At 51.5% G+C, this 22576-nt stretch carries 16 protein-coding genes; 13 read left to right on the top strand and 3 right to left on the bottom strand.

All coding sequences use genetic code 11. From position 1 onward, the window contains the following. Window positions 1-10: 10 nt before the first annotated feature. Together GU926_RS17915 and GU926_RS17910 are read right to left on the bottom strand one after the other, a co-directional pair. Window positions 11-277: a hypothetical protein gene (locus GU926_RS17915; protein ID WP_160694334.1), complete on the bottom strand. Its 267-nt coding sequence runs from the start codon at window positions 275-277 to the stop codon at window positions 11-13. A gap of 185 nt (window positions 278-462) precedes the next feature. Beyond that, a complete protein-coding gene (locus GU926_RS17910) occupies window positions 463-1095 on the bottom strand; it encodes a hypothetical protein (RefSeq protein ID WP_160694332.1) in 633 nt (210 codons plus the stop codon). A gap of 1000 nt (window positions 1096-2095) precedes the next feature. Here GU926_RS17910 and GU926_RS17905 point away from each other — a divergent pair. The 8 genes from GU926_RS17905 (at window position 2096) to GU926_RS17870 (ending at window position 16103) form a co-directional block, all read left to right on the top strand. Next, window positions 2096-8413, top strand: coding sequence for an Ig-like domain-containing protein (locus GU926_RS17905; protein WP_160694330.1), 6318 nt, complete (start codon window positions 2096-2098; stop codon window positions 8411-8413). A gap of 6 nt (window positions 8414-8419) precedes the next feature. After that, window positions 8420-9433: a PorP/SprF family type IX secretion system membrane protein gene (locus tag GU926_RS17900; protein WP_160694328.1), complete on the top strand. Its 1014-nt coding sequence runs from the start codon at window positions 8420-8422 to the stop codon at window positions 9431-9433. Window positions 9434-9862: 429 nt separating this feature from the next. Further along, a complete protein-coding gene (locus tag GU926_RS17895; protein ID WP_160694326.1) occupies window positions 9863-10255 on the top strand; it encodes a hypothetical protein in 393 nt (130 codons plus the stop codon). A gap of 290 nt (window positions 10256-10545) precedes the next feature. After that, window positions 10546-10860: a hypothetical protein gene (locus tag GU926_RS17890; RefSeq protein ID WP_160694324.1), complete on the top strand. Its 315-nt coding sequence runs from the start codon at window positions 10546-10548 to the stop codon at window positions 10858-10860. Window positions 10861-11124: 264 nt separating this feature from the next. After that, window positions 11125-11316, top strand: a complete 192-nt coding sequence (locus GU926_RS17885) for a hypothetical protein (RefSeq protein ID WP_232058380.1) — start codon at window positions 11125-11127, stop codon at window positions 11314-11316. Window positions 11317-11509: 193 nt separating this feature from the next. Further along, window positions 11510-12070: an HD domain-containing protein gene (locus GU926_RS17880; RefSeq protein ID WP_160694319.1), complete on the top strand. Its 561-nt coding sequence runs from the start codon at window positions 11510-11512 to the stop codon at window positions 12068-12070. A 21-nt stretch (window positions 12071-12091) separates the two neighbouring features. Beyond that, a complete protein-coding gene (locus GU926_RS17875) occupies window positions 12092-15481 on the top strand; it encodes a DEAD/DEAH box helicase (RefSeq protein WP_160694317.1) in 3390 nt (1129 codons plus the stop codon). 142 nt (window positions 15482-15623) lie between these two features. Next, window positions 15624-16103 carry a DUF2628 domain-containing protein gene (locus tag GU926_RS17870; RefSeq protein ID WP_160694315.1) on the top strand — a complete coding sequence of 160 codons (480 nt, stop codon included), beginning with the start codon at window positions 15624-15626 and terminating at the stop codon, window positions 16101-16103. An 89-nt stretch (window positions 16104-16192) separates the two neighbouring features. On the opposite strand, the gene GU926_RS17865 is transcribed toward GU926_RS17870, so the two are convergent. Further along, window positions 16193-16483: a YciI family protein gene (locus GU926_RS17865; protein WP_160694313.1), complete on the bottom strand. Its 291-nt coding sequence runs from the start codon at window positions 16481-16483 to the stop codon at window positions 16193-16195. A 308-nt stretch (window positions 16484-16791) separates the two neighbouring features. Between GU926_RS17865 and GU926_RS17860 the strand changes: the two genes are divergently transcribed. From GU926_RS17860 to GU926_RS17840, 5 genes are all read left to right on the top strand, one after another. Further along, window positions 16792-19344, top strand: a complete 2553-nt coding sequence (locus GU926_RS17860) for a TonB-dependent receptor domain-containing protein (RefSeq protein WP_160694311.1) — start codon at window positions 16792-16794, stop codon at window positions 19342-19344. Between the two features lie 66 nt (window positions 19345-19410). Next, window positions 19411-19788 (top strand): DUF1456 family protein, encoded by a 378-nt coding sequence (locus GU926_RS17855; protein ID WP_160694309.1) that lies wholly within the window; start codon window positions 19411-19413, stop codon window positions 19786-19788. A gap of 207 nt (window positions 19789-19995) precedes the next feature. Beyond that, entirely contained in the window at window positions 19996-20733 is a 738-nt protein-coding gene (locus tag GU926_RS17850) for a L,D-transpeptidase family protein (protein ID WP_160694308.1), read from the top strand. A 116-nt stretch (window positions 20734-20849) separates the two neighbouring features. Then, window positions 20850-21950: a signal peptidase I gene (lepB, locus tag GU926_RS17845; RefSeq protein ID WP_160694306.1), complete on the top strand. Its 1101-nt coding sequence runs from the start codon at window positions 20850-20852 to the stop codon at window positions 21948-21950. A gap of 106 nt (window positions 21951-22056) precedes the next feature. Beyond that, window positions 22057-22488 (top strand): DUF5655 domain-containing protein, encoded by a 432-nt coding sequence (locus GU926_RS17840; protein WP_160694304.1) that lies wholly within the window; start codon window positions 22057-22059, stop codon window positions 22486-22488. The last annotated feature ends 88 nt before the right edge of the window (window positions 22489-22576 follow it).

Raw genomic sequence — 22576 nt, 5'->3', positions numbered from 1 at the left:
CCATCCTGATTTATTTGGTTCTCAGGTTGTTGGCGTTGCTTCCGTCCAAGTGATGGGTGTCTTCTTCATTGCTGGCGGCTACGTTGCCTTCTGCCTTTTCTCCTTCTGGCTCTGTGTCCAGGATGTCGGTTTCCTTGGCTTGCAATGGGTTGCCGCCCAGGTCTGGTTTGGCTATGTTCTGGTCTTCAGACTGGTTGCCGGTGGTAGGAGATGGCGTGTCATCTGGCAGCTTCTTGCTTTCGTCTGAGTTGGTGATCATGTCTTGGTCAATGGGCATGGTTTCTACGGCTTTAAGTGAAAGTTTGTGAGGGTTTATACGGAGAACCCCTCAGGAAAGCCACTTTTATGCTGCACGCTTCTAACACTCAGACATGCATTAAAAGAAAGAACCCCGTTTTTGGGCTGTTTTCTGGAAAACAGCCCAAAAACGGGGTTCTTATGAGTAGCTGCTAAAAAGCAGTGTTAGTTGTCGCTGAACGGCTCCATCTTGATTTTCTCAATCATAAGGTACTTCTTGAACTCGTGGAGCATTTTGTTCATCTCCTGGTCCTGTTCTTCCATCTTGGCGCGCTCTGCGTCTGCTGATTCTATGGCGGTGCGCAATTGCTCCAGGCTTACGGCCATGTGGTCGCGGGCTCCCTGGGCGCGCTCCTTCAGGCCTTGGTCCATGGCTTCAGACTCCATGTTCTTGTCCAGTTCATGCAGGCATACTTCCAGGAAAGGAATCATGTCCCAGGGATTGTTGGGACGGTTCCAGGTGAATTCTACGTTGCAGCGGCGGCATTTGTAGCGGTTAGACTTCCAGCCCAGTTCATTGGTGGCCACACTTACTTTCTTGAGCATATCACCTTTGCTGCAGGTGGGGCACTGGGCCTGGTCCTGGATGATGTTGCGCAAAGTCTCGGTTTTTTCCTGCACCTGCTGCCTGAAATCTGCATGGGCGTAGATTTTCTCCGTGAGCCGCTCGCAGGCGGTATTGAGTTCCTCGTGCTCCTGGGTCAGGGCGCCCTCCTGCGCCAGGCGCTCCCCGCGCTTCTTAAAGAAAGTGATGAGTTTAATCACTTCGCGTTCGTTCTCTGTCAGGTTCTGCTTCATTGGGGCGTCATTGTTTTCTTCTCAAAGATAGCAAAAACAGGGGAAACTGCGGCGGATGTTCTGCACGGAAGGGAAGAATGGGCGGGACAAAAAAAGCCCTTCAGAGGGATATCTGAAGGGCTGTGAAAACAGGAGCCAGCGGAACAAATGTCATCAGTGTCTGTAGCATATCCCCCAATAAGCGCCAGAACCTTTGTCTCTTTTGCCGAGGCAAAAGTGCCCCGCTGCTCCTTTATATCTTGAACGCTACCTGTTGTATACGTTTTTTCTCTTTTAACTGTGTCAAAGGTAGCTACATGCTTTGAGTCTGCCTTTGAAATTCGGTGAGCTGGTCTGGTTTCTAGCCAAAAGAACTCTTTTACCTGTTAAACCAAAATAGCCACCCAAAGTTTCTTTCTCTTTTTCCGTGGCAACTCCTGAAAGTTATCATATTCCCTTGTTTTTTCCAATACCTGCTCCAACTTTTTTTCACAGGAAATCGCCACCAAAACCATACTGCAATTATCCTATTTCTATAGAATTAAAAAAATCTGGTTTTTTACGAATCTCCTTGAACTTTAGTTTCATTTTTACGCGTTAACTCGTTCAAATACCTTCACTTAGCATCACTTTTCTAATTTAAACAGACGCTAAGACCATTTTTCTGGGTGGTATTTCAAATGAAACAGTACAATTCAAGCTATCTATGAAAACAATCTTTACACCCAGCACCCTTCTCCTTCTACTACAAGCTGCTTCTTCTGAGCAGTTTTCCCTCCTTGTAAAGCTTGGCTTTGACTTACCATTTCTTGGAAAGTTGCCCGCTTGGGTGCGCACCAGCTAAAAGCAATTTTATACCAGATTATATATAGGCAGGGCTTGTCCGCTGCCACCCCAATTCAATATAGTTTTTACCGTGACCGATTTAGCTGGCACCATGGCGTCTAAAACAAAACAGTATAGCCTATTCTTATTTTTATTTCTCCTGTCTTTCGTTTCTTTTGGCCAAACCTGCCCAGATTTGCCAGACGCTGCCCTGGAGGATGTAAACAAGGAGAACTTCATTAAATGCAGCCCGGTCCTTGGGCCGTTTGAGTTTAACCTTTCTGTGAAGAACTCCTCCTCCACCAAGGCCACCAACCAATCTTATTTGGTGGAATGGGGTGATGGCACGCAGAATGTCTATGACAACACCTTCACGGCGGCTACGCACAAGTACAAAGACAGAGGAAAGTATGACCTGAAGGTGACCGTGACCAGCCAGAGTGGTTGCACGTCTTCCAAGACCTACGCAGTGTATAATGGCAGCAATCCCGGGTTTGGCTTACAGAACGGCGGAAACACGTCTTCCTGCGCCCCTGCCACCTACACGTTCAACATTACCGGTACCACCAACAACTCTCCCACCACCACGTACAAAATCTGGTTTGATGACGGCAGTGACACGCTGTATTTCAACCAGAACAACATTCCATCCAGCATTGACCACGTATTTGAGACCTCATCCTCTAAAAAGGAGAACGGTTTCACTATTTTTGGGGTGGCCATTGACTGTTACAACCGCAAGACGCCTGCTACTATCAGCGGGTTTGTGGTATCTGGCAACCCACTGGCAGATTTTGCCATCGTGTCGCCTTCGCGGTGCGTGAACAGTCCCATTAAGTTAAAAGACAAATCTACCGGCGGCTTCAACCCCTACAACCCCAACAACAGCGGCGGCTACAACCGCAAATGGAGCATAGAACCCTCTACCGGCTGGAGCTTTGTGAATGGTACAGATGAGTATTCTGAAGAGCCCGAAGTGGTTTTCCACGTCTCTGGCACCTACAACATTAACATTACCATCACACCGGTGGGGAACAGTGCGGTTTGTCCAGGAGATGAACACAGTGCACCCATTGTGATTGAAGACCCGGCCAAAGCCGCTTTTACCTTGCGTCCTGAGGATATTGGCAGCTGTGCGCCCAACACCATTGCGGCGCAGAACTTGAGCACCGGCACCAATGCAGCATACCGGTGGTCGGTTTCACCGGCGGCCGGCGTGCAATACGTTTCCGGCGACTCTACTTCTGATAACCCTACGTTCCTGTTCAACACGGCCGGCACCTACCGCATCACCTTGACGGCCAAGAACTCCTGCGGCACCACCACCGCTTTTGAAGATGTGACCATACTGGCCCGGCCCGGCGTTTCTCTACCCGCGGCGGCTCAATACTGCGGCCCGCAGACCATTGTCTTCGGTCCAGAAAATACCGCGCACAATCCCATATACGCAGCCAATGGCACTCCTATCAGCAGATACCAATGGAGCGTGACGGATGAGGCTGGCCAACAATTATTGGATGCTGATCAAGCTGCGCAGTCAAATCCTTCGGTACAACTTACTCAGCCGGGCACCTACCGGGTGCAAGTTCAAGCCTGGAATGGTTGTGGGGAATCTGTAGCGACTGTACAAATTATCACCATCCATCCTCTGCCTGTCGCCCCTGCGGTAACGCCGGTTCTGGTGTGCAAAGGTGCCACAGCTACTTTAGAAGCCGAAGGCAATGGAGCCACCTACAAATGGTACGCCTCGGCCACCGCCACTACGGCCTTGCATACGGGCATTACTTTCACAACTCCGGCGCTGCAGGAATCTGCCACTTATTATGTAGAAGCAGTTTCTGATAATGGCTGCGCCAGCTCTACGCGTACGGCGGTGTTGGTAACCGTTCAGGATCCTCCGGCGACCCCGGTGGTAGCCAACAATCCTGCCATCTGCGCTGGCACCACAGCTTCTTTGCAAACGGCGGTGGCCAATGCCAGAATTGAATGGTTTACTTCTGCCACTGAGGCAACTCCTTTCTTCACCGGAAACACCTTAGACACCCTTCTTACGGCTACCACCACCTTTTATGTGGGCAGCGTGACTGAGCTAGGTGATTGCCGGTCATTGACCCGAACCAAGGTAACCGTGACGGTTCACCCGGCCATCAGCAACAACACTATCACCACCCAGGACAAAGGCATCTGCCAGGGCGCTCAGACCGGCGTCATTTCTGCCAGCGCGCCCAAGGGAGGCTTTGGCGCACCGCAGTACCAGTGGCAGATGAGCACAGACGGTGAAAATTTTGAAGACCTGGTGTCTTCCACTACCCAGAACCTGCCTTCAAGAGCTCTGTCCACTACAACCTGGTTCAGAAGATCGGTGACCTTGGGCGCTTGTACAGAAATTACTCAAAGCATTAAGGTAACCGTGGTTCCGCCCATCACGCAGAACGTCCTGACCGCGCCCACTGAATTCATTTGCGCGGGCACCGTACCGCCGGCTCTTTCTGCAGAACCTTTGTTAGGCGGCGATGGCTCTGAGCCAACCTTCGTCTGGGAAAGCAGCACCACCAAAAATGGCACCTACGCTACGGCCAAGGGAACCGGAACGCTCATGTCTTTCCAGCCGGACGCCCTGCCTAATAGCCGTTGGTTCCGCCGCAAGGTCATCATAAACGGTTGCGAGGATATTTCTGCGCCAGTGGAGATCAAGGTAAATCCGCTTTCTTTGCCTCCAACGGTTTCAACCTCTAGAAGCACCATTTGCAGCGGCTCTACCACCGTTTTGACGGCCACCGCCCCTAGCGGCCCTTACACCTGGTATGACGCAGCCATTGATGGAAACCTGCTATACACTGGCAACAGCTTTACCACCCCGGTGCTTACCAACTATACAGAAAGCGCCATCACGGTGACGTATTATGTGCAGTCAGAAGCCACCGGTGGATGTACCGTGAGCCGCACGGCCGTAAAAATCACCGTTGAGCCAGAAATTGCAAACAATACGCTACTGCCTGTGGCCCGTGTGTGCGCCGGCGAGTCTCCGGTGATCAAAGGAACCGTTCCTACGGGCGGGTCAGGCTCACCGGTGTATACCTGGCAGTTCAGCGTGGACGAAGGCGAAGAAAAGACCTTCAAAGACGCATCAGGCACTACCAAAAACAGCGTTTCTTACACGGCCAGCAACCTTGCTCAAACCACTTGGTTTAGACGCAAGGTAAAATTGGGCGCCTGCGAGTCTTACTCTAACATCATGCGCGTTGAAGTGACGCCAGCTATGGCCAATAATACCCTGCCTGCCAGCCTTAAATTCTGCGAAGGCACCACACCACCGGTATTACAACAAAGTGCTGGAACTGTTATCAGCGGTGGTGACCCCGTGGAAGGCATTCAATACAGATGGGAAATGAAAACTTCCCTAGGCGATTCATTTGAGTCAGCCCCGGGAGACAATACCCAGGCCAGCTATCAACCATCCAACATCACCCAGTCCAACACCTGGTTCAGGAGAGTGGCTTTTTCAGGTAGCTGCGTGCTGGAAAGCAACACCCTGGTGCTGCAAATGTCACCTAAACCTGCCTTGCCGGTATTGGCCAAAACGTACCTGGAAGTGTGCGTAGGTGGTGGTGCGACCTTGCAAGCCGCCGCGAAAACTGGCGTCGTCTACCAGTGGTACAACCAAGAGGGAACCTTCCTGGCCTCTGGCAACAGTTTATCTATTTCCCCGGCAGACCTGACCGAAGCCAGAACCTACACCTATACCGTTGAAAGCAAATCTACGGATGCCTGTCTTTCTTCTGAGCGAGTGGCCATTACCTTAAAGGTTCTGCCTTTGCTGAGTGAGTCTATTGCCTACGGTGAGCAGTCTGTATGTACGGGTTCAGCGCCTGCCACCAAGCTTTCAGCCTCTGCCCCAGCGGGTGGCAATGGGTACTACCAGTACCAATGGCAGTTCACTACTGACTTGAGCAAACCGTTCAGGAACACTTCGTTTGAAGACACCATGGCCACTTACCAGCTCAACGAACTATATGTGAATACCTGGTTTAGGAGAGTATTAAAATCTGCTGACTGTGAGAAATACTCCAATGCAGTTAAGATCACGGTAGACGTACCGGTAAACAACAACATTGCCATCACCCAGGGCTCTCCTGAAGTATGCTTCGGCGTGGTCCCTGCCATCACACTTGGCGGGCAACCGACGGGCGGAGACGGCAAGAATTACCGGTACCAGTGGCAGTACAGAACAGATGCCACTCAACCGTTTGTGAACACTTCTGCCAAAGACACCCTCATCACTTACAGTCCAAGTGCCTTATCCAGCAATACCCAATTCAGAAGAGTAGTTACTTCTGGCGCTTGTGCCGCAGCGGTGTCTAATTTGGTGGAACTGTTTGTGAATCCTATTCCGGCAGCGCCCGTTGCGCAGAACGTAACCATCTGCACAGGCACCAAAGCCAAACTGACCGCCACCGGCGAAGGCACCCTCCAATGGCTAGATGCTAAAACTGGGGACATTCTGTTCACGGGTAGAGCAGGGTCTGTGTTTGAAACGCCAGTGCTTACGGCCACTACGGTGTACCATGTAAGAGCCATTGCCTCGCCGGCACTTTGCGTGGGCCCAATAGCCACGGTGACGGTGTTGGTAGAAGAGAAAATAAGCCAGAACACCCTTCAGGGAGTGGCAGACGTTTGCTATGCCACCACGCCCAACCTGCTGGTGGGCAGCACGCCTGCGGGCGGAAATGGTCAATATGAGTACCAGTGGTACATCAAAGCGAAAAACAAAACCACATTCCAGGAAATTCCGGGGGCTACTGGCAAAGACTACCAGCATGCGCAGGTCTTGTTGCTGGACACCAAATTCAAGCGCAGCGTGAAAGCCGGCGAGTGTGCCGAAGATTTCAGCCAGGAGATTGAAATCAAGGTGAACATGCCATTGCCAGAGGGTTCCAACTACATCTCGCCCATGGCGCAGTTCAAGGCGGCGGGCACCAAACCGTCCCTGTTGAAAGGCAGCACCATTCCGGCAGACTACCTTATCCAGTGGTGGTACAAAACGGCAGACATGCCCGACTTTGAGCCTATTACGGGTGCCACCAGCCGTGACTACCAGCCCAATGTCTTAACCGAGACCACGCTGTACCTGCGCCAGGCCAAGTCTAAATACGTGGATTGCTCTAGTTTCTCAGACACGGCCAAAGTGACTATTTTCAAGGCCTTCACGGAGAACACCATTGCGGGTGGCGGACAGGTATGCTACAAGCAGCCGTCCAACCTAGTCATCAAAGGCAATGCGCCAGATGGCAATTTGCCAGACGTGCAGTATTACTGGGAGAAGAGAACGCAGAATTCTGAGTATGTACTCATTAATAATGCCTCACCGGCCACGGCCAAAGATTTCCAGGTACCTGCGCTGGAAGCCACAACGTGGTACCGCAGAAAAGTAGTAGTAAATGGAGTTGCCACGCTCTCTAATGAGGTGAAGGTAGAAGTCTTTGACCGCGTAGCCAACAACTCCATTTCTTCTAGCCAAACAGTGTGCGTGGGCTCAGCGCCAACCAAACTAAACGGTTCATTGCCTACCGGCGGAAGCGGCACTTACACCTATGTATGGGAAAGCAGCACTACCAATGCCGCCACCGGGTTCAACACGGCCACAGGCATCACCTCTGGGCAGCACTATGAGCCAGGTGGACTGGTAAGAACCACCTGGTTTAGAAGAGTAGTCCTTTCGGGTGACTGTACCAGCGATGTAAGCAATGTGGTACAAGTAACAGCCACGCCTTTGCCAAAAGCTCCGGTAACGCAGGATGTGTTCTTGTGCGCCGGCAACACAGTGACCTTGACCGCCAGTTTACCTAGCAGCTCAACTAGCGGTACGGTGGTAGAATGGTACAACCAGGAGAAAGGCGGCAAGCTGGTACACACCGGCCTCACCTTCACCACGCCTGTTTTGCAAAGCGCCACTACCTATTATGTGCAAACTGTATCACAAAGCTGTGCCAGTGAGCGGGTACCTGTACGGGTGAACATTCCGGCGCCAACGGCCAACGCTGGCCCAGACGTGACCATTGCCTATGGCAAGTTTACCGAGTTGTCTGCTACGGGTGGCGTGAGTTACCAGTGGTCACCAAGCCTGGGCTTGAGCAATGACAAAGTAGCTGATCCGGTGGCCAAACCGAAAACCACCACTACTTATAAAGTGACGGTAACCACTGCAGATGGCTGTACCTCCACTGACGATGTGACCATCACCGTTCTGGCGGCCGTGGAAATCCCGAACGGTTTTACACCTAACAATGACGGCATCAACGACAACTGGGACATTCCCACCCTGCAAGGGTACCCAGACGTGCAGGTGGAGGTGTTCAACCGCTGGGGCAACAAGGTGTTTGAGTCTAAAGGCTACCAAACCCCGTGGAACGGAACCATGAAAGGGCAGCCGCTGCCGGCAGCCACCTATTACTACCTCATCCGGTTAGGCGGCAAAGAGGAACCTCTATCTGGAAACGTAACTATTATTAAGTAAGCCCACATGAAAAAGCTTGCACCTTTGTTTTTCCTGCTACTGGTGGCCGCGCCCGGCTTTGCCCAGCAGAAACCGCAGTACAGCCAATACCTGTTCAACAATTACCTGTTGAACCCCGCCCTTTCTGGCATTGAAAGCTACACAGACATTAGAATGGGTACGCGCCGCCAATGGGTGGGCATTGAAGGGGCTCCGGTTACCTATTATATAAGTGGGCACACCTCTTTGGGTACCAGTGACCGTCAGTCTTCAGTGGCAGCGCCCAAAGGCTTCATTCCCCGAATGGCGGCAGGTAATAATAGAACCACCAAGTACCACAAATCAAGACCGCACCACGGGTTTGGGGCCATGGCGCAATCAGACAAAACGGGTCCGTTGAGCACCAGCAACCTGACTGCCACTTACGCCTACCACCACCCCCTCACCAGACGGGTGAATATGTCAGTGGGGATTTCTGGGGGAGTGCAACAGACCAGGCTGGACGGAAACGCCCTTAGGCTCAACCACAGCAATGATCCTACCCTGCAGCCGGGGCAGATGGCCAGAACCAAGTTTGACCTGGGCCTGGGCACCTGGATTTACTCAGACTTCTTTTACGTGGGTGCCTCTGCCGCGCAGCTGGTGTCTAAGAAAGCGGCCAACTCAGAGGGTTTGCAAGGAGCCCAACAAGAACTACAGCCCCACTTCTTCCTGACCTCGGGGTACCGGCTAAAGATTCGCTATGACCTGTCTCTGGAGCCATCCATCATGGTAAAGTACGCACAGCCAAGTCCGGTTTCAGTGGATTTCAACTTGAAGACTACTTATATGAGTCGCATTTGGGCGGGAGTTTCTTACCGACATAACGATGCCGTGGCAGCCCTGGCAGGCATGAACGTAAATCACCTCCTGGACATTGGCTACTCCTATGACCTGACCACCTCTGAATTGAGCACTGCCACTGCCGGCAGCCATGAGCTCATTGTAGGGATAAAACTGCTGAACAAGAACAAGGTGATTTGTCCGCAGTGGCTATGGTAAAGTAATACGCACGCTCCTGACCAGGAATGAAGCGCCGTTTTTGGCTTGTTTTCTAGAAAACAAGCCAAAAACGGCGCTTCTGCTTTAAGGCTGTTTCCGTTAGAATCTGTAAAAGATATTAAAACAATCACTACAGGCAGATTCGGTCAAGTGCTGAGATGCTACTTCCAATATTCAAGTTCCGTAGTATTTGAAAAACTAAATACTAGGAAACTTGAATATTTACAAATCCCCGCCAGCAGGAATTCTTGAACATTATGAAGAAGATAATTATAAAAATCCCATAAATGCTATCTAAGAGCACAATGCCCACAACCATGGATTTAAATAACCGTTAAACACCATATATCAAAAGTGATAGATTCCAAGAATAATCAATCCCAACCCCCAACGCATACATCCTCATTGTTTACAAAGAATTATAAGAATATGAAAAACTTTACTCTCTCCGTATTTTTCTTTTTTGCCTTGGTAGTTTCTGCCGCCGCTCAAAAATCTCCTTCCAACCCAGCCTTAGACCAAGCTTCTAGCAACCTGACCAGGTCTATGATGCAGACCATGGGCTTGAACGAAGATGAGTACATCAAGCTGAAAACGTTAAATCAGGAACGTTTGGCCAAAGCCACCGAAGCAGATAAGCTTTACGCCGATGATACCGAACAACGGGACGTGCGTCTTCGTGAAATTGAGGACGAGTTTGAGGTAAAACTATTCAACATGCTCAACACCCGCCAGATTACTGCTTACGCTGAGTTCAAACAAAAGCCCGAAGCGAATTTTTTGGCCATTGTGCAGGAGCTAAAGTCGTCCCCCAAAAAATAAGCGCCAGCAAATTTTTAAAAGCCCTGCCTCCACAGACAGGGCTTTTTTTTGGGCCTTTTACAACTCTCCCAACATTTGGCCTTACTGCACCAGCGCTGCAACCTATTATTTATCAAGCGAATACATCAACATTCACCAACCGTTATATAGAATCTGCCGTATATAAAATCGCCTTACTTTCAATAGCTGGCGAACGGCTCAATCCTTTTTTCCGCTCCATGAAAACATCCGTCTTCTATTCATTTCTTCTAGTCATGTTTCTTTTCACCGGTGTTAGCTATAGCCAGCAAATGCCTACGACTGCCCACAAAGCCGCTGACAAACTGACCAAAGAAATGGCCAACGCCCTGCGCTTGAACGAAGCAGAAGTTGTGAAGCTTTCTAAGTTCAACAGAGAGCGATTCCAGAAACTAGCCGCCCTGCAACAGCAAGCCTCTCAATTATCCCAACGCCAGGAAGACCTGCAGAGAAGCCAACTAGAGCAACAGTACCATGAACGCATCTTCGGGATATTGAACGCGCAGCAGTACGTGCAGTACAAACGGTTTAGAGAGAATCGCCGCGAGTTTACCAATCCTGGCCAAGCCCTAGCCAGCGCCCGTTAACCAAGCACTTTCGCCTTTGAACGTCGTTTTTGGCTTGTTTTCCGGAAAACAAGCCAAAAACGACGTTTCCATTAAAAGCGCCTTCAAACTCAGAGGCCTTCTAAGTTTACCTACCTCAGGAATTGTCGCTATTTGTCTACCTTTGCAGCCCGGTAGCACCGCATCTCTCCACAAGGTAGAAACACGTATACAGAATCTTGCTACTTGCCTCACCTTCTCAAAAAGCAGCCTATGGAATGGTCTAAAATTTTCAATCCCAAAGCAATGAATTCCTTTCAATTCATTGCCCTTACGGGAATCATCATGTCTTTGCTGGCCCACGTGCTGCTTCATTTTCTGGGCAAAGAAATCTCCTCCTTCAATTACCTCTATCTGTGCTGGGCTGTGTTGTTCATTTTCGGCTCCATCCAAAACCTCAGACACAACCCCGAAGACGACCATCACCACCATCATTAATAATGAATAATGATGAGTGCCTAATGATGAATATAAGAGTGAGCAGTTGTGATTGAGTGTTGAGAAGCCAGTAAAAAGTATGTGAGGAAATGATAAATTTTAGAGCAGTGACCAAATAATTAGTATTTTCATTGTTCATTCCTCCCAGAATATTATTCACTGGCCATTCGTCATTATTCATTAAGAAGAAGGTATGCAAAGAGAAGAAGCGCTCCAGATTTTACATAGCTATACCAAAGGCGAGAGCCTGTTGCGTCATGCCCGCACCGTGGAACTGGTCATGCGTGCTTACGCTCAGAAACTAAACCAGGATCCTGAACTGTGGGGAAACACCGGTTTGCTGCATGACGCGGATTATGAGGCGCACCCTCACCAGCATCCAAACGTCATCGTTCAATTGTTAAGAGAACAGTCTGAAGAAGAAATGGCGCACGCCATCTCGGCGCATTACAGCCATTGGGGTGTGCCGTATAATACCCTGCTGGACAAGGCGCTGCTGGCCTGCGACGAGGTAACCGGCTTTGTGGTGGCCTGCGCCCAGGTTAGACCCCAGCGGCTGGAAGGGTTGGAAGCCAAATCGGTGCTCAAGAAATTGAAGCAGGCCAGCTTTGCCGCCTCAGTGGACCGCAACGAGGTACGCCTAGGAGCTGAGTTATTGAACGTAGATCTAACCGAGCACATCACCTTTATCATAGAGACCTTGCAGGCGCACGCCGAAGAACTCAACCTGGCGGCCTTGCCGCAGAACGCTTAATTTTCCTGTAGTACCGTTTGCATGACCACTTCCCCCGCCCCACAGGCCCACAACCTACTTGGTTCTCCTTCTGCCACAGAATTTGTGATTGACCACGTAGACCTGGGAGCCATCACGTTTGACTGGCTGGAGGCACATTGCGCAGAAAGGCTTCTGCCAGAGGCCCGGGGGTATGCAGACATCCATCCCTTGTCCATTCAGGTAGACTTCGGGTCTTTTGTGAATCCGTTTAGCAGCATTGTGTTTCAGCCAGTGGTGGTGCGGCAGTTGGGCGGCTCTTTGCGGCTAGACTGTGCCTGTGCCGCACCAAAAAACAAAATGTGTACTCACCAGGTGCAAGTATTGCAGTGCGTCTTGTACCGCGAGGAAGTGCGGGTGTTCTTTGACCCAACGTTGCGGAGACAGAAAATGCAGAAAGCCGCCGCGCCGTATGGGCTTGAACATGAACCCGATTTGGACACCTTCTTTGAGTTGGAGTACAGCAACAAAAACCTGCATATTGAACCGCGCCGCAAAGAACTGTTCCCCATTCATACGTTCACCAGTGCCTTCATTGCCGAAGAACTCTCCCCTTCCGGGCCTCGGTTGCCGGCCGCCCCACTGGCCGTAGATGGTGTCAAACCCATTGTGGTGATAGGCAAGCACCGGTTTTACAACAACCTGCACCTGGACCTGATGGAAGCCCCGCTCACCCGAGAAGGCAAGATCAAGAATCCGCTTAAGGCGCTGGCCCCGTTTGACTTTCTGTGGCAGACTCAGGACCCAGAGGAGCTTAAGTTCTACAGCGGCATTTCTAAGTTTCAGGGCAATTACAATACCACCAGAACCCCCGCCGACCTGGCCGCTCTGCAAGCGCTGCTCAAAAACCCGCTGCGACTGGAATTTTACTGGCACAATCCAGAGAAATCAGTGAATGTAACGGCCAGTGCGCTTTCTCCGGTACAGGTGAAGGCCCTGCCCGTAGACGTGCAGTTGACCGTTCATTTGCAGAATGACTTTTATGAGGTGAGCGGGCATTTGCAGCTAGAAGGCCAGGCCTACGCCTTTTCTGACCTGGACGTTCAATTTAACTACTTCCTGCACCTCAAAAACACCCTCTATCTGGTAGAGCGCGAAGAAATGCTGCGGGTCATTGAGTTTTTCAAAAAACACCACCACCAACTGGTTCTGCACAGCTCCAAGTTTGAAGAGTTCAGGACGCAGGTGCTGGCACCGCTGGAAGACCAGATTAATATCACGTATTCTTTTTTGCGGCCAGCCACTGCCCAACAGGTGAAAGAACAAGGCTTTGACCAGCCGGCACAGAAGCTCCTCTATCTCTCTGAGTCAACGCCTTACGTCCTCCTCACACCCGCCATGAAATACGGGGCCAATGAAGTGCCCGTTTTGTCCAGGAAACAGATATACGCTACAGACGCTCAGGGCAGAGCTTTTACCCTCAACCGAGAAGAAGCCGCAGAACTGGCGCTTACGCGTGCCATCCTGGAGGAGCACCCAGACCTGGAAAACCAGATTAGCCAGACCAGTTTCTATTTGCACAAAGACCAGTTTCTGGACCAGGATTGGTTTCTGGAAGCCTTTGACGCCTGGCGTGCGCAGGGCATTACCATTCTGGGGTTTGACCAACTTAAAAGCCAGAAGTTCAGCCCTTTCAAAGGGACGCTTTCTATTTCCATGGAGAGCGGCCTGGACTGGTTTGACACCCACATTGACCTGTTGTACGGCAAGCAGAAAGCCTCTTTAAAGCAAGTGGCCAAGGCCGTCAAGAACAAAACCAGATACGTGCAACTGGATGACGGCACCCTGGGTATTCTCCCCCAGGAATGGATGGACCGGCTGGCCCGCTATTTCAGGTGGGCAGATGTGGTGGAAGAGCAGCTGCGTACGCCTAAAATACACTTCGCGCACGTAGCCGAGCTGTATGAAGACGAAGTGCTGCCCAACGAGATTAAAAAGGAACTGGCCACGCTGCAGAAGAAAATGCAGCCCACGGCCAAATTGCCTCAGATACCGGCCCCCGCAACGCTGCAAGCCACCCTGCGTCCGTACCAGCAACAAGGCCTCAACTGGCTCCACCAGCTAGACGACCTCAATTTTGGCGGCTGCCTAGCCGATGACATGGGCCTGGGAAAGACCGTGCAGGTCATCGCCTTTCTGCTGGTGCTCAAAGAGAAGAGAGCGGCTGGCCCTCACCTGGTGGTGGTACCCACGTCACTGCTGTTCAACTGGCAACAGGAACTGGCGCGGTTTGCCCCAAGTCTCAAAGTACACACGTTCTACGGGGCTGTGCGCGGCCGCAAAGAATTTGATTTGGTAGACATAGTCCTCACCTCGTATGGCACGTTGCTGTCTGAAATCAAGGCGCTCAAAGAAATCACTTTCCATTATATCTTCCTGGACGAGTCGCAGGCCATCAAGAACCCAGAGTCCCAGCGGTACAAGGCAGCCCGCCTCCTGAAGGCCCGCAACCGCATCGTCCTCACGGGCACGCCCGTAGAAAACAACACCATAGATTTGTATGGGCAGCTGTCCTTCGCCTGTCCCGGCCTGCTGGGCGACAAGCGCTATTTCAGGGATCATTATGCCACGCCCATTGACAAGTTCAAGGAGACCAAGCGCGCCGCCGAACTGCAGAAGAAGATACAGCCGTTTCTGTTGCGCCGTACCAAAGAACAGGTAGCCGCCGAGCTGCCCGAGAAAACCGAGATGGTCATTTACTGTGAGATGGGCTTGGAGCAGCGGCAGATTTATGAAAGTCACGCCAAGGACGTCCGGGATTTTCTGCTGGCGCAGCAGGAAGACGACTTGCCCAAGAGCCGAATGCATGTGCTCAAGGGGCTGACCAAACTGCGCCAGATCTGCAACTCCCCCGCCCTGCTGCCAGACGAGGCTTCTTATGGAGAGTCTTCCGCCAAGATGGAAGCCCTGCTGGAGCAGATTGAGAACAAGGCGCCTTACCATAAAATACTGGTCTTCTCTCAGTTCGTGTCCATGCTGGACCTGATCAGGCCAGAGCTGGAAAAACGCGGCATAGCCTATGAATACCTCACGGGGCAGACTACCCAACGCGGCCAGAAAGTAGAAAGCTTCCAGACCAAGCCTGACGTACGCGTATTTCTGATCAGTTTGAAAGCGGGTGGCACCGGGCTTAATCTTACTTCCGCAGATTACGTGTACCTAGTAGATCCTTGGTGGAACCCTGCCGTGGAGAACCAGGCCATTGACCGAGCGCACCGCATTGGCCAGCACCAGAACGTGGTGGCCGTGCGCCTCATCTGCCCAGACACCATTGAGGAAAAAATCATGACTCTGCAGGCCTCTAAAAAAGAACTGGCCGGCAACCTGGTGAAAACGGATAGTTCGGTATTGAGCACCTTTTCCCGGCAAGACTTGCTGCACCTGGTTAGTTAGACTTGACCTGGAATCCCATAAGACGCCAACTCCTGAGCCTGAACGCAGAAGAAACCGATGCTTTCTCACTACCTTTATACCCTCCCTGGTGAGTTAATATTTTACAGGCCCAGCCCTTTTACGCGTTCAGAATTCCGTTAGCATGTTGGCAGAAGACAAAGAGATTTACTACCGCACCTATTTTGGGCAGAGCCACGACTATTACTATGACAAGCTGGAGCAATATCAGGCCGGTCATAAGTTCACGTTTAACTTCTACGCCTTCTTTCTGGGTTTGCCTTGGCTGCTCTACCGCAAGATGAACCGTTTTGCCCTGTTCCTGATTTTGGCCGTGCTTTCCCAGACTTTGCTGGAAGGCGTTTTAATCAAACAAGGGCTCATCCCAGAGAACTACATTGTCGCGGTAGAACGGGTAGCCATGATTTTCTGGGGACTGGTGACGGGCGGCCTGGCCAATTTCGCCTACATCCGGCAAGCCCACCGTGAGGTAGAAAAAGCCATCGCCACTTCTCCAGATGAAGAAACCGCCCTGGCCAAATTGAGCCAACGCGGCGGCGTTACCTTCATCCCGCACATCATCTTGGCGGTGATGGTTATTGTGATGATTTTAATGAATAGGTAGGTACTGAAGTTCCTTATGCAAGGAATCGTTTTTGGCCTGTTTTCTAGAAAACAGGCCAAAAACGACTGAAGTCAAGCAAAAGAAGCAATTTAAATCTGCGCGATTTTATAGGTCTTCACATCCACGGTTTCCCAAACCTTCTGGAGAATGTACGGCTCCTCGTCCATCCATTTTTGCAATTCTTCCTTGGTCTCAAACTGAAGCACCAATGAAGAGCCTCTCATCACGCCTTGCTCATCTAAGAAAGCACCGCCCATGATAAAGTTGCCGCTCGCCTTCAGCTTCTTGGCCATCTCTAAATGCTGAGGACGCACGGCCATACGGTTGTCTAACGCGCCTTCTGAGGTATAATCTGTGCCGGTTACCAGGTATTGTGTCATAAAGTTAGTGCTGTTTAGAAAATTAAAAGTAGGCAAAAAGAGGCGCTTGTTAAAAAGAAACTCTGAGCGTGAGTTCAAATCCATGCCAGGCAAGACGACGAAGCACCTTCACAAAATATACCTGGTTCACCTTTTAAACCTACGCCCCAATTAGGTGTCCAAAGGAAGCTTTTGCGGCCAGGTAAATCAAACAGAAATCGTTTAGATTGCCTGCCCGAAACAATAGTCCCCTAATCCGGTATTTTCATTCCTTCTGCGTGAAACACTTCTTCTTCTGGAGCTTGCTCAGTTGCTTTTATAGCCTTCTTTTGGCAAACACATCGGTGAAGGCTGAGGTTCTGGCGCGCCCTCATGGCTGGCAGCAGGCACAAGTGGTTCTACTTACGGGCACGGTGGTAGACAAGGGAACCCAGCAGCCGGTAGAGTTTGCCACCATCGCCTTGCAGACCCCCAGTGGCAAGGTGCTGTCCGGGACTTCCGCCGATGCCCGGGGCAAATTCACTTTTCCTAAGGTGGCGGCGGGCAGTTACCAGTTGGTGGTCACCTATCTTGGGTATGCGCCGCTTACTCATGCGTTCACCGTTTCAGCAGAAGCAACCGCACTGGACGTAGGCACTCTTTCACTTTCTGCGGCAGACCAGACCATGAAAGAAGTGGTGGTATCAGCGGAGAAGGACTTAATCCAGGACACGGATGACGGGCTGGTCTATAACGCCGAAAAAGATATCACCAACATTGGCGGTACCGCCGCAGACGTGCTCAAGAAAGTGCCCATGCTGTCCGTGGACATAGACGGGAATGTGGAGATGCGGGGCAGTAGCAAGATTAAAGTCCTCATCAACAACAAGCCCTCTTCCATGATGGCGGCCAACCTGGCCGAAGCCCTGCAGCAGATTCCGGCAGACATGATCAAGAGCGTGGAAGTGATCACCAACCCATCTGCCAAGCATGACGCCGAAGGCAGCGCCGGGGTCATCAACATCGTTACCAAAAGCACTCTTATGCAGGGCATGACGGGTGCGGTCAATGCCTCAGTAGGTAACAGAACCAGCAACCTCAACGCCAGCCTGAACGGCAGAAAAGGCAAAACCGGCATCCGCGCCAGCGCTGGCGGCAACCTGAACAACCGACACGGCGACTCTGAGACAGAGCAACTCTATCTTAGGGACAAGCTTTCTACCTCCGGTGATCTCTACACAGAAAACCGGGAGATTGAGCAGGCCAGCCGATTTGATAACCAGGACCAGAGCGGCTTCCTGCAACTGGGCGGCGACCATGATTTCAATGACAAGAACAACCTGAGCGCCAACCTGCGCCTGAACAAATCTTTTTCTGACAATGAGCGCGTGCTTACCTCAGAGGAGAACAACTATACCACCCAGTTTCAGCGCCAGTTTCAGCGTGACATTCTAACAGAGGGCCGGAATCAGAGCCTGGAGGCCAACCTGGACTATACCCGGCGGTTTCAGAAGAAGGGCCAGGAACTGGAAGTTCTGGGGCTGTACAGCACTAACCGCAATAACAGCCAAAACCACCTTACGCAGCTAGAAGAAGCCACTACCGTCAATTACCGCGAAGAAGCCGACAATCTGGTAGCCAACAAAGAAGCCACCGTGCAGGCCGACTACACCCATCCGTTTGAGAAATGGGGGAAGTTGGAAGTGGGCACCAAAGCCATTCTGCGCCAGTCTGAGAGCAACCACCAGTTGTTTTCTGCCAGCACCGCAGAAGGTCCTTTGGACCCCAATCCGCGCCGTTCCAACATCTTCCAGTATGACCAGAACGTGTATTCCACCTACTTTTCCTACACGCTCAGGGTCCAAAGCAAATACGTGATGCGGCTGGGGGCCCGGTATGAATACACCCACGTGGCCGGTGACTTCATCTCCACCCAGAACTCCATTGAGAAGACGTTCAAAAACCTGATGCCCAATGTCACCTTGTCCCGGACTTTTGAGCAGGGCAAACGGCTGCGCCTCAGCTATTCCACCCGCATCCATCGGCCCCAGATCCAGCTCCTGAACCCCTACATTGACTCCACCAACGTGTACAACATCCGGTACGGCAACCCAGACCTGGACGCAGAACTCACCCACAACACAGAGGTGAACTACACGCATCCCATCAAAACCACCACCGTGAACGCCTCTGTTTACTGGCGGCAGACCAACAATGACATAGGCGCTTTTCAGTTTGAGGAACTGGTGACCCGTAACGGCGAGCAAATCATCAGAAGGAACACCACGCAGCGCAACATTGGTAGAAATGCGGTCTACGGCCTGAGCCTGTCCACCACCACGCGGTTCAAGCAGAAGGGCCAGGTGGGCGTGAACGGCAATCTGTACTACACCAGCCTTCAGAGCAATGCCCTGCAAAAAACCTCTGCGGGCTGGATGTACTCGCTCAATTCAAACGCTTCTTACCGCTTCCTGGAGACGTACAGCGTGCAGGTGTCTGGCTCGTTCAACTCCAGAAAATTTGATTTGCAAAGCCGAAGCACCGCCTCCTACAGCTACAGCCTGGGCCTGCGCAAAGAGTTCTGGGACAAGAAGGCGGGCCTTAGCCTAAACATTGAAAACTTTATTGGCGGTAACCTCACTACGCGTAACTCTGTGTACACCGAGACCTATGTGCAAGACCTCCTGAACCGCTACCACAGCAACAGCTGGCAGAACAACTACAACCGCGTGGTGCGGCTGAGCTTTAATTATAAGTTCGGGAAGATGGAGTTCAAGCCCGGCCAGGAAAAGAAAGGCATAGTGAACGAAGACAAGGAAAAAGCCGGAGAAATCCAGGTCACCGATCCCAAAGCGCCGGCTACGGGGAAAACCCGCCGTTCAAACTCCAAAAAGAAACAGTAATTTAGGGTTTTGAATACCGTGCCGCCTCAACTTCGTAGAATAGGCACAGTCAAACCAAGCGTTTCCATGACCAACAACGATATCCTCAAAAAACTGCGCGTGGCCTTGCAACTGCGCGACGACCAGATCATTGACATTCTTAAGCTGGTAGACTTCAACGTGTCTAAAAGCGAACTGGGCGCCATCTTCAGAAAAGAAGACCACCCTAACTACCAACCCTGCGGCGACCAACTCCTGCGCAACTTCCTGAACGGGTTGGTCATTCACATGCGCGGCCCCATGGAACCAAAGAAAGGCCTGTCATCAGAAAAGGCTCAGCGGCCAAGTACTTCTACCTCCAGAGACCGGGATGGCGGCCGGGACCGGGAAGATTCAAGGGACCGAGAGCAGTCCAGAGACAGAAACCAACCTGATGACCGAAGGCCTTTCAAAGACAAAAGATAACCGTGAATCCACAGCCCCAGCGCTGTGGTTTTCCGTTTTTAGCCTCTTTTCCAGAAAATAAGCCAAAAACGACCATTCTTGCAGATTGCCCGTTCAAGGCCAAAGCAGAAATGCACACCGGCCTCATGCTCAGGCCATTGCCGGTTCAGGAGATTTCCGCATCTTTGCCCTTCCCTCCTTTTCTCCAATTGACAGGTCTACGGTTTCATGAAAAATCTCCTTCTGGCGTTCAGCCTGGTGCTGTTGCTAGCGCCCGACCGGTTCAAGCAACAGCAAATGCAGTATGAGCGGGTGCGCACCGCTTATGCCCAGAAGTACGCAGATTTAGACAAGTTTCTAAAGAACAAGGGGCTGGCCATGACCAATCTGGAGCTCTACCTAAGGGTGTTCAAGCAGGAGCAAACGCTGGAGATTTGGGCGAAGAAAAAGGAAGACACGCCATTCCAGTTGCTGCTTACGTATCCGTTCTGCGCCATGTCTGGCACGGTGGGTCCCAAGCGCAGGGAGGGAGACGGCCAGATACCCGAAGGCTTCTATTTCATTGACCGCTTTAACCCCAAGAGTAATTTCTACCTGTCTTTGGGTGTCAACTACCCCAACGCTGCAGACAAGGCCCGCAATCCCACCGGTAAACTGGGCGGCGACATCTTCCTGCACGGCGACTGCCAGACGGTGGGCTGCGTGTCCATCACTGATGATAAAATCAAGGTGCTGTATGTGCTGGCAGTAGAAGCCTTTGAACAAGGCCAGACTCAGATTCCCGTGCATTTCTTTCCGGTGAGGTTTAACACGCCAGCGTATACCCAGTTAAAATCAGCCTACACCCAGGCGCCTCAACTCCTGGCCTTCTGGAAAAATCTGGAGGCGGGGTACCAGGCGTTTGAACAGTCCAAAACGGTTCCTTCTTTGCTGGCAACCCCAGAAGGCAGGTACGTCATGGAATAAAAGAAGAGAAAGCCGCGCATCTCCATCTCTAGTTTTTTCAGGGAAGAACACAATATGCAAGGGCTGAATATAGTTTAAGTCTATATTTCTCTCCTTCGCCTAACTTCCTTGAAACTATGCGGTTACCTTTTCAAAGAAATAAACAGCAGCGCTCTGCGCCAGCCGTTAAGAAATCTGCCCTCCGCGAGTGGGGAGATGCGCTCAAGTTTGCCATTCTCTGCGCCATGGTCATCAGGTGGCTCACCTTTGAAGCCTTCGCCGTGCCCACCTCCTCCATGGAAAGCTCCCTCATGACCGGCGATTACCTGTTTGTAAGCAAGCTCCACTACGGTTCCCGTACGCCCATTACCCCGTTGCAGGTTCCTTTGACTCACCAGACCATCTGGGGCACCAAACTTTCCTCCTACTCAGACTTGGTGCAGCTTCCTTCTTGGCGGTTACCCGGCCTCTCCCAGGTGAAGCGCAATGACGCCGTCGTTTTCAACCACCCAGAGGAAGTTGAACGTCCCCTGGATCTGAAGACCTTTTTGGTGAAGCGCTGCGTGGCCGTGGCCGGTGATTCTTTCCAGATAAAAGACGGGCAGGTGTACATCAATGGCAAACAGGCAGAGAATCCGGCGGGCCTCCAGTTCAGCTACTTTGTGCAGACCAAGGAGTATGTGCAGGAAAAATTCTTCCAGAAGCAGGGCATCACCGACTTGTACCAGACGGAGGGCGGATATCTCATGTTTACCTCGGCAGAAAAAGCCCGGCTATTACAGGAATTTGACTTCGTTGCCACCGTGACGCCAGTAAAGATGCCGGCCGGACAGGCCGAGGAGCGGGTATTTCCATTTGCCCCGGCCACCTATGCCTGGAACCAGGACCATTATGGGCCGCTGTACATTCCCAAAAAAGGAACCACGGTGGCGCTTACCGCAGAAACGGTGCCGCTGTATGAGAAGATCATACGCGTGTACGAACGTAATGAAAACGTGGCCTTGAACAACGGTCTGCTGTACCAGAACGGGAAACTAATGACCCACTACACCTTTCAGCAGGACTATTATTTCATGATGGGAGACAATCGGCATAACTCGCATGACTCCAGGTACTGGGGGTTTGTGCCCGAAGAATACGTGGTGGGCAAGCCCGTGTTGATAGGAATGTCTACTGACTCTACGGCCAGTTTCACAGATAGAATCAGGTGGAACCGGGTCTTGTGTTTCGTCAATTAATTCAGTCAACCCAAAGCCTTCAGAAATTCAGCAGACGTCTGTTTGCGGAATTTCCGTTTTTGGCCTATTTTCCAGAAAACAAGCCAAAAACGCCTATCTTTCTTTTATGTGGACCTGCCCCACCTGCGCCCAAGAGTTCCTGAGAACCAACCAAACCCACTCCTGCCTGGACAAAACCGAAGAGGATTTCCTGCGGGGCAAGTCTGAAGTGACCGTGGGTTTGTATCGCCATTTTCTGGAGCAGTACCGCACCATTGGTGAGTTCAGGGTACATCCGGCCAAGACCATGATTTCCCTGGCCAAAAACACACGCTTCTGTTCTGTGCACCAGCTGGGCAGAAACTTTATAGATGTTTGCCTGCCTCTTAACAAAGTATATGACAACACGCTCTGCTTCCATAAGATTGGCCACGTGGGCGACCAGGACATCAACCACTACGTGCGCATCTATGACAAGGAAGACCTCAATGAAGAAGTGCTGCATTACATGAAAATGGCCTATGACGCCGATGCCCTGAAAGGCAAATCTCGCAGCTAAAAACTTCTCCTCGGAGATGCTCCCTTGAAAACGGAAGGTGCCGGCAGAATCTCTTCTGCCGGCACCTTCCGTTTTTGGCTTATTTTCT

Origin of the sequence: Nibribacter ruber, from assembly GCF_009913235.1 — a bacterium.
Lineage (GTDB): Bacteria > Bacteroidota > Bacteroidia > Cytophagales > Hymenobacteraceae > Nibribacter > Nibribacter ruber.
This window is presented reverse-complemented; position numbering and strand designations above follow the sequence as displayed.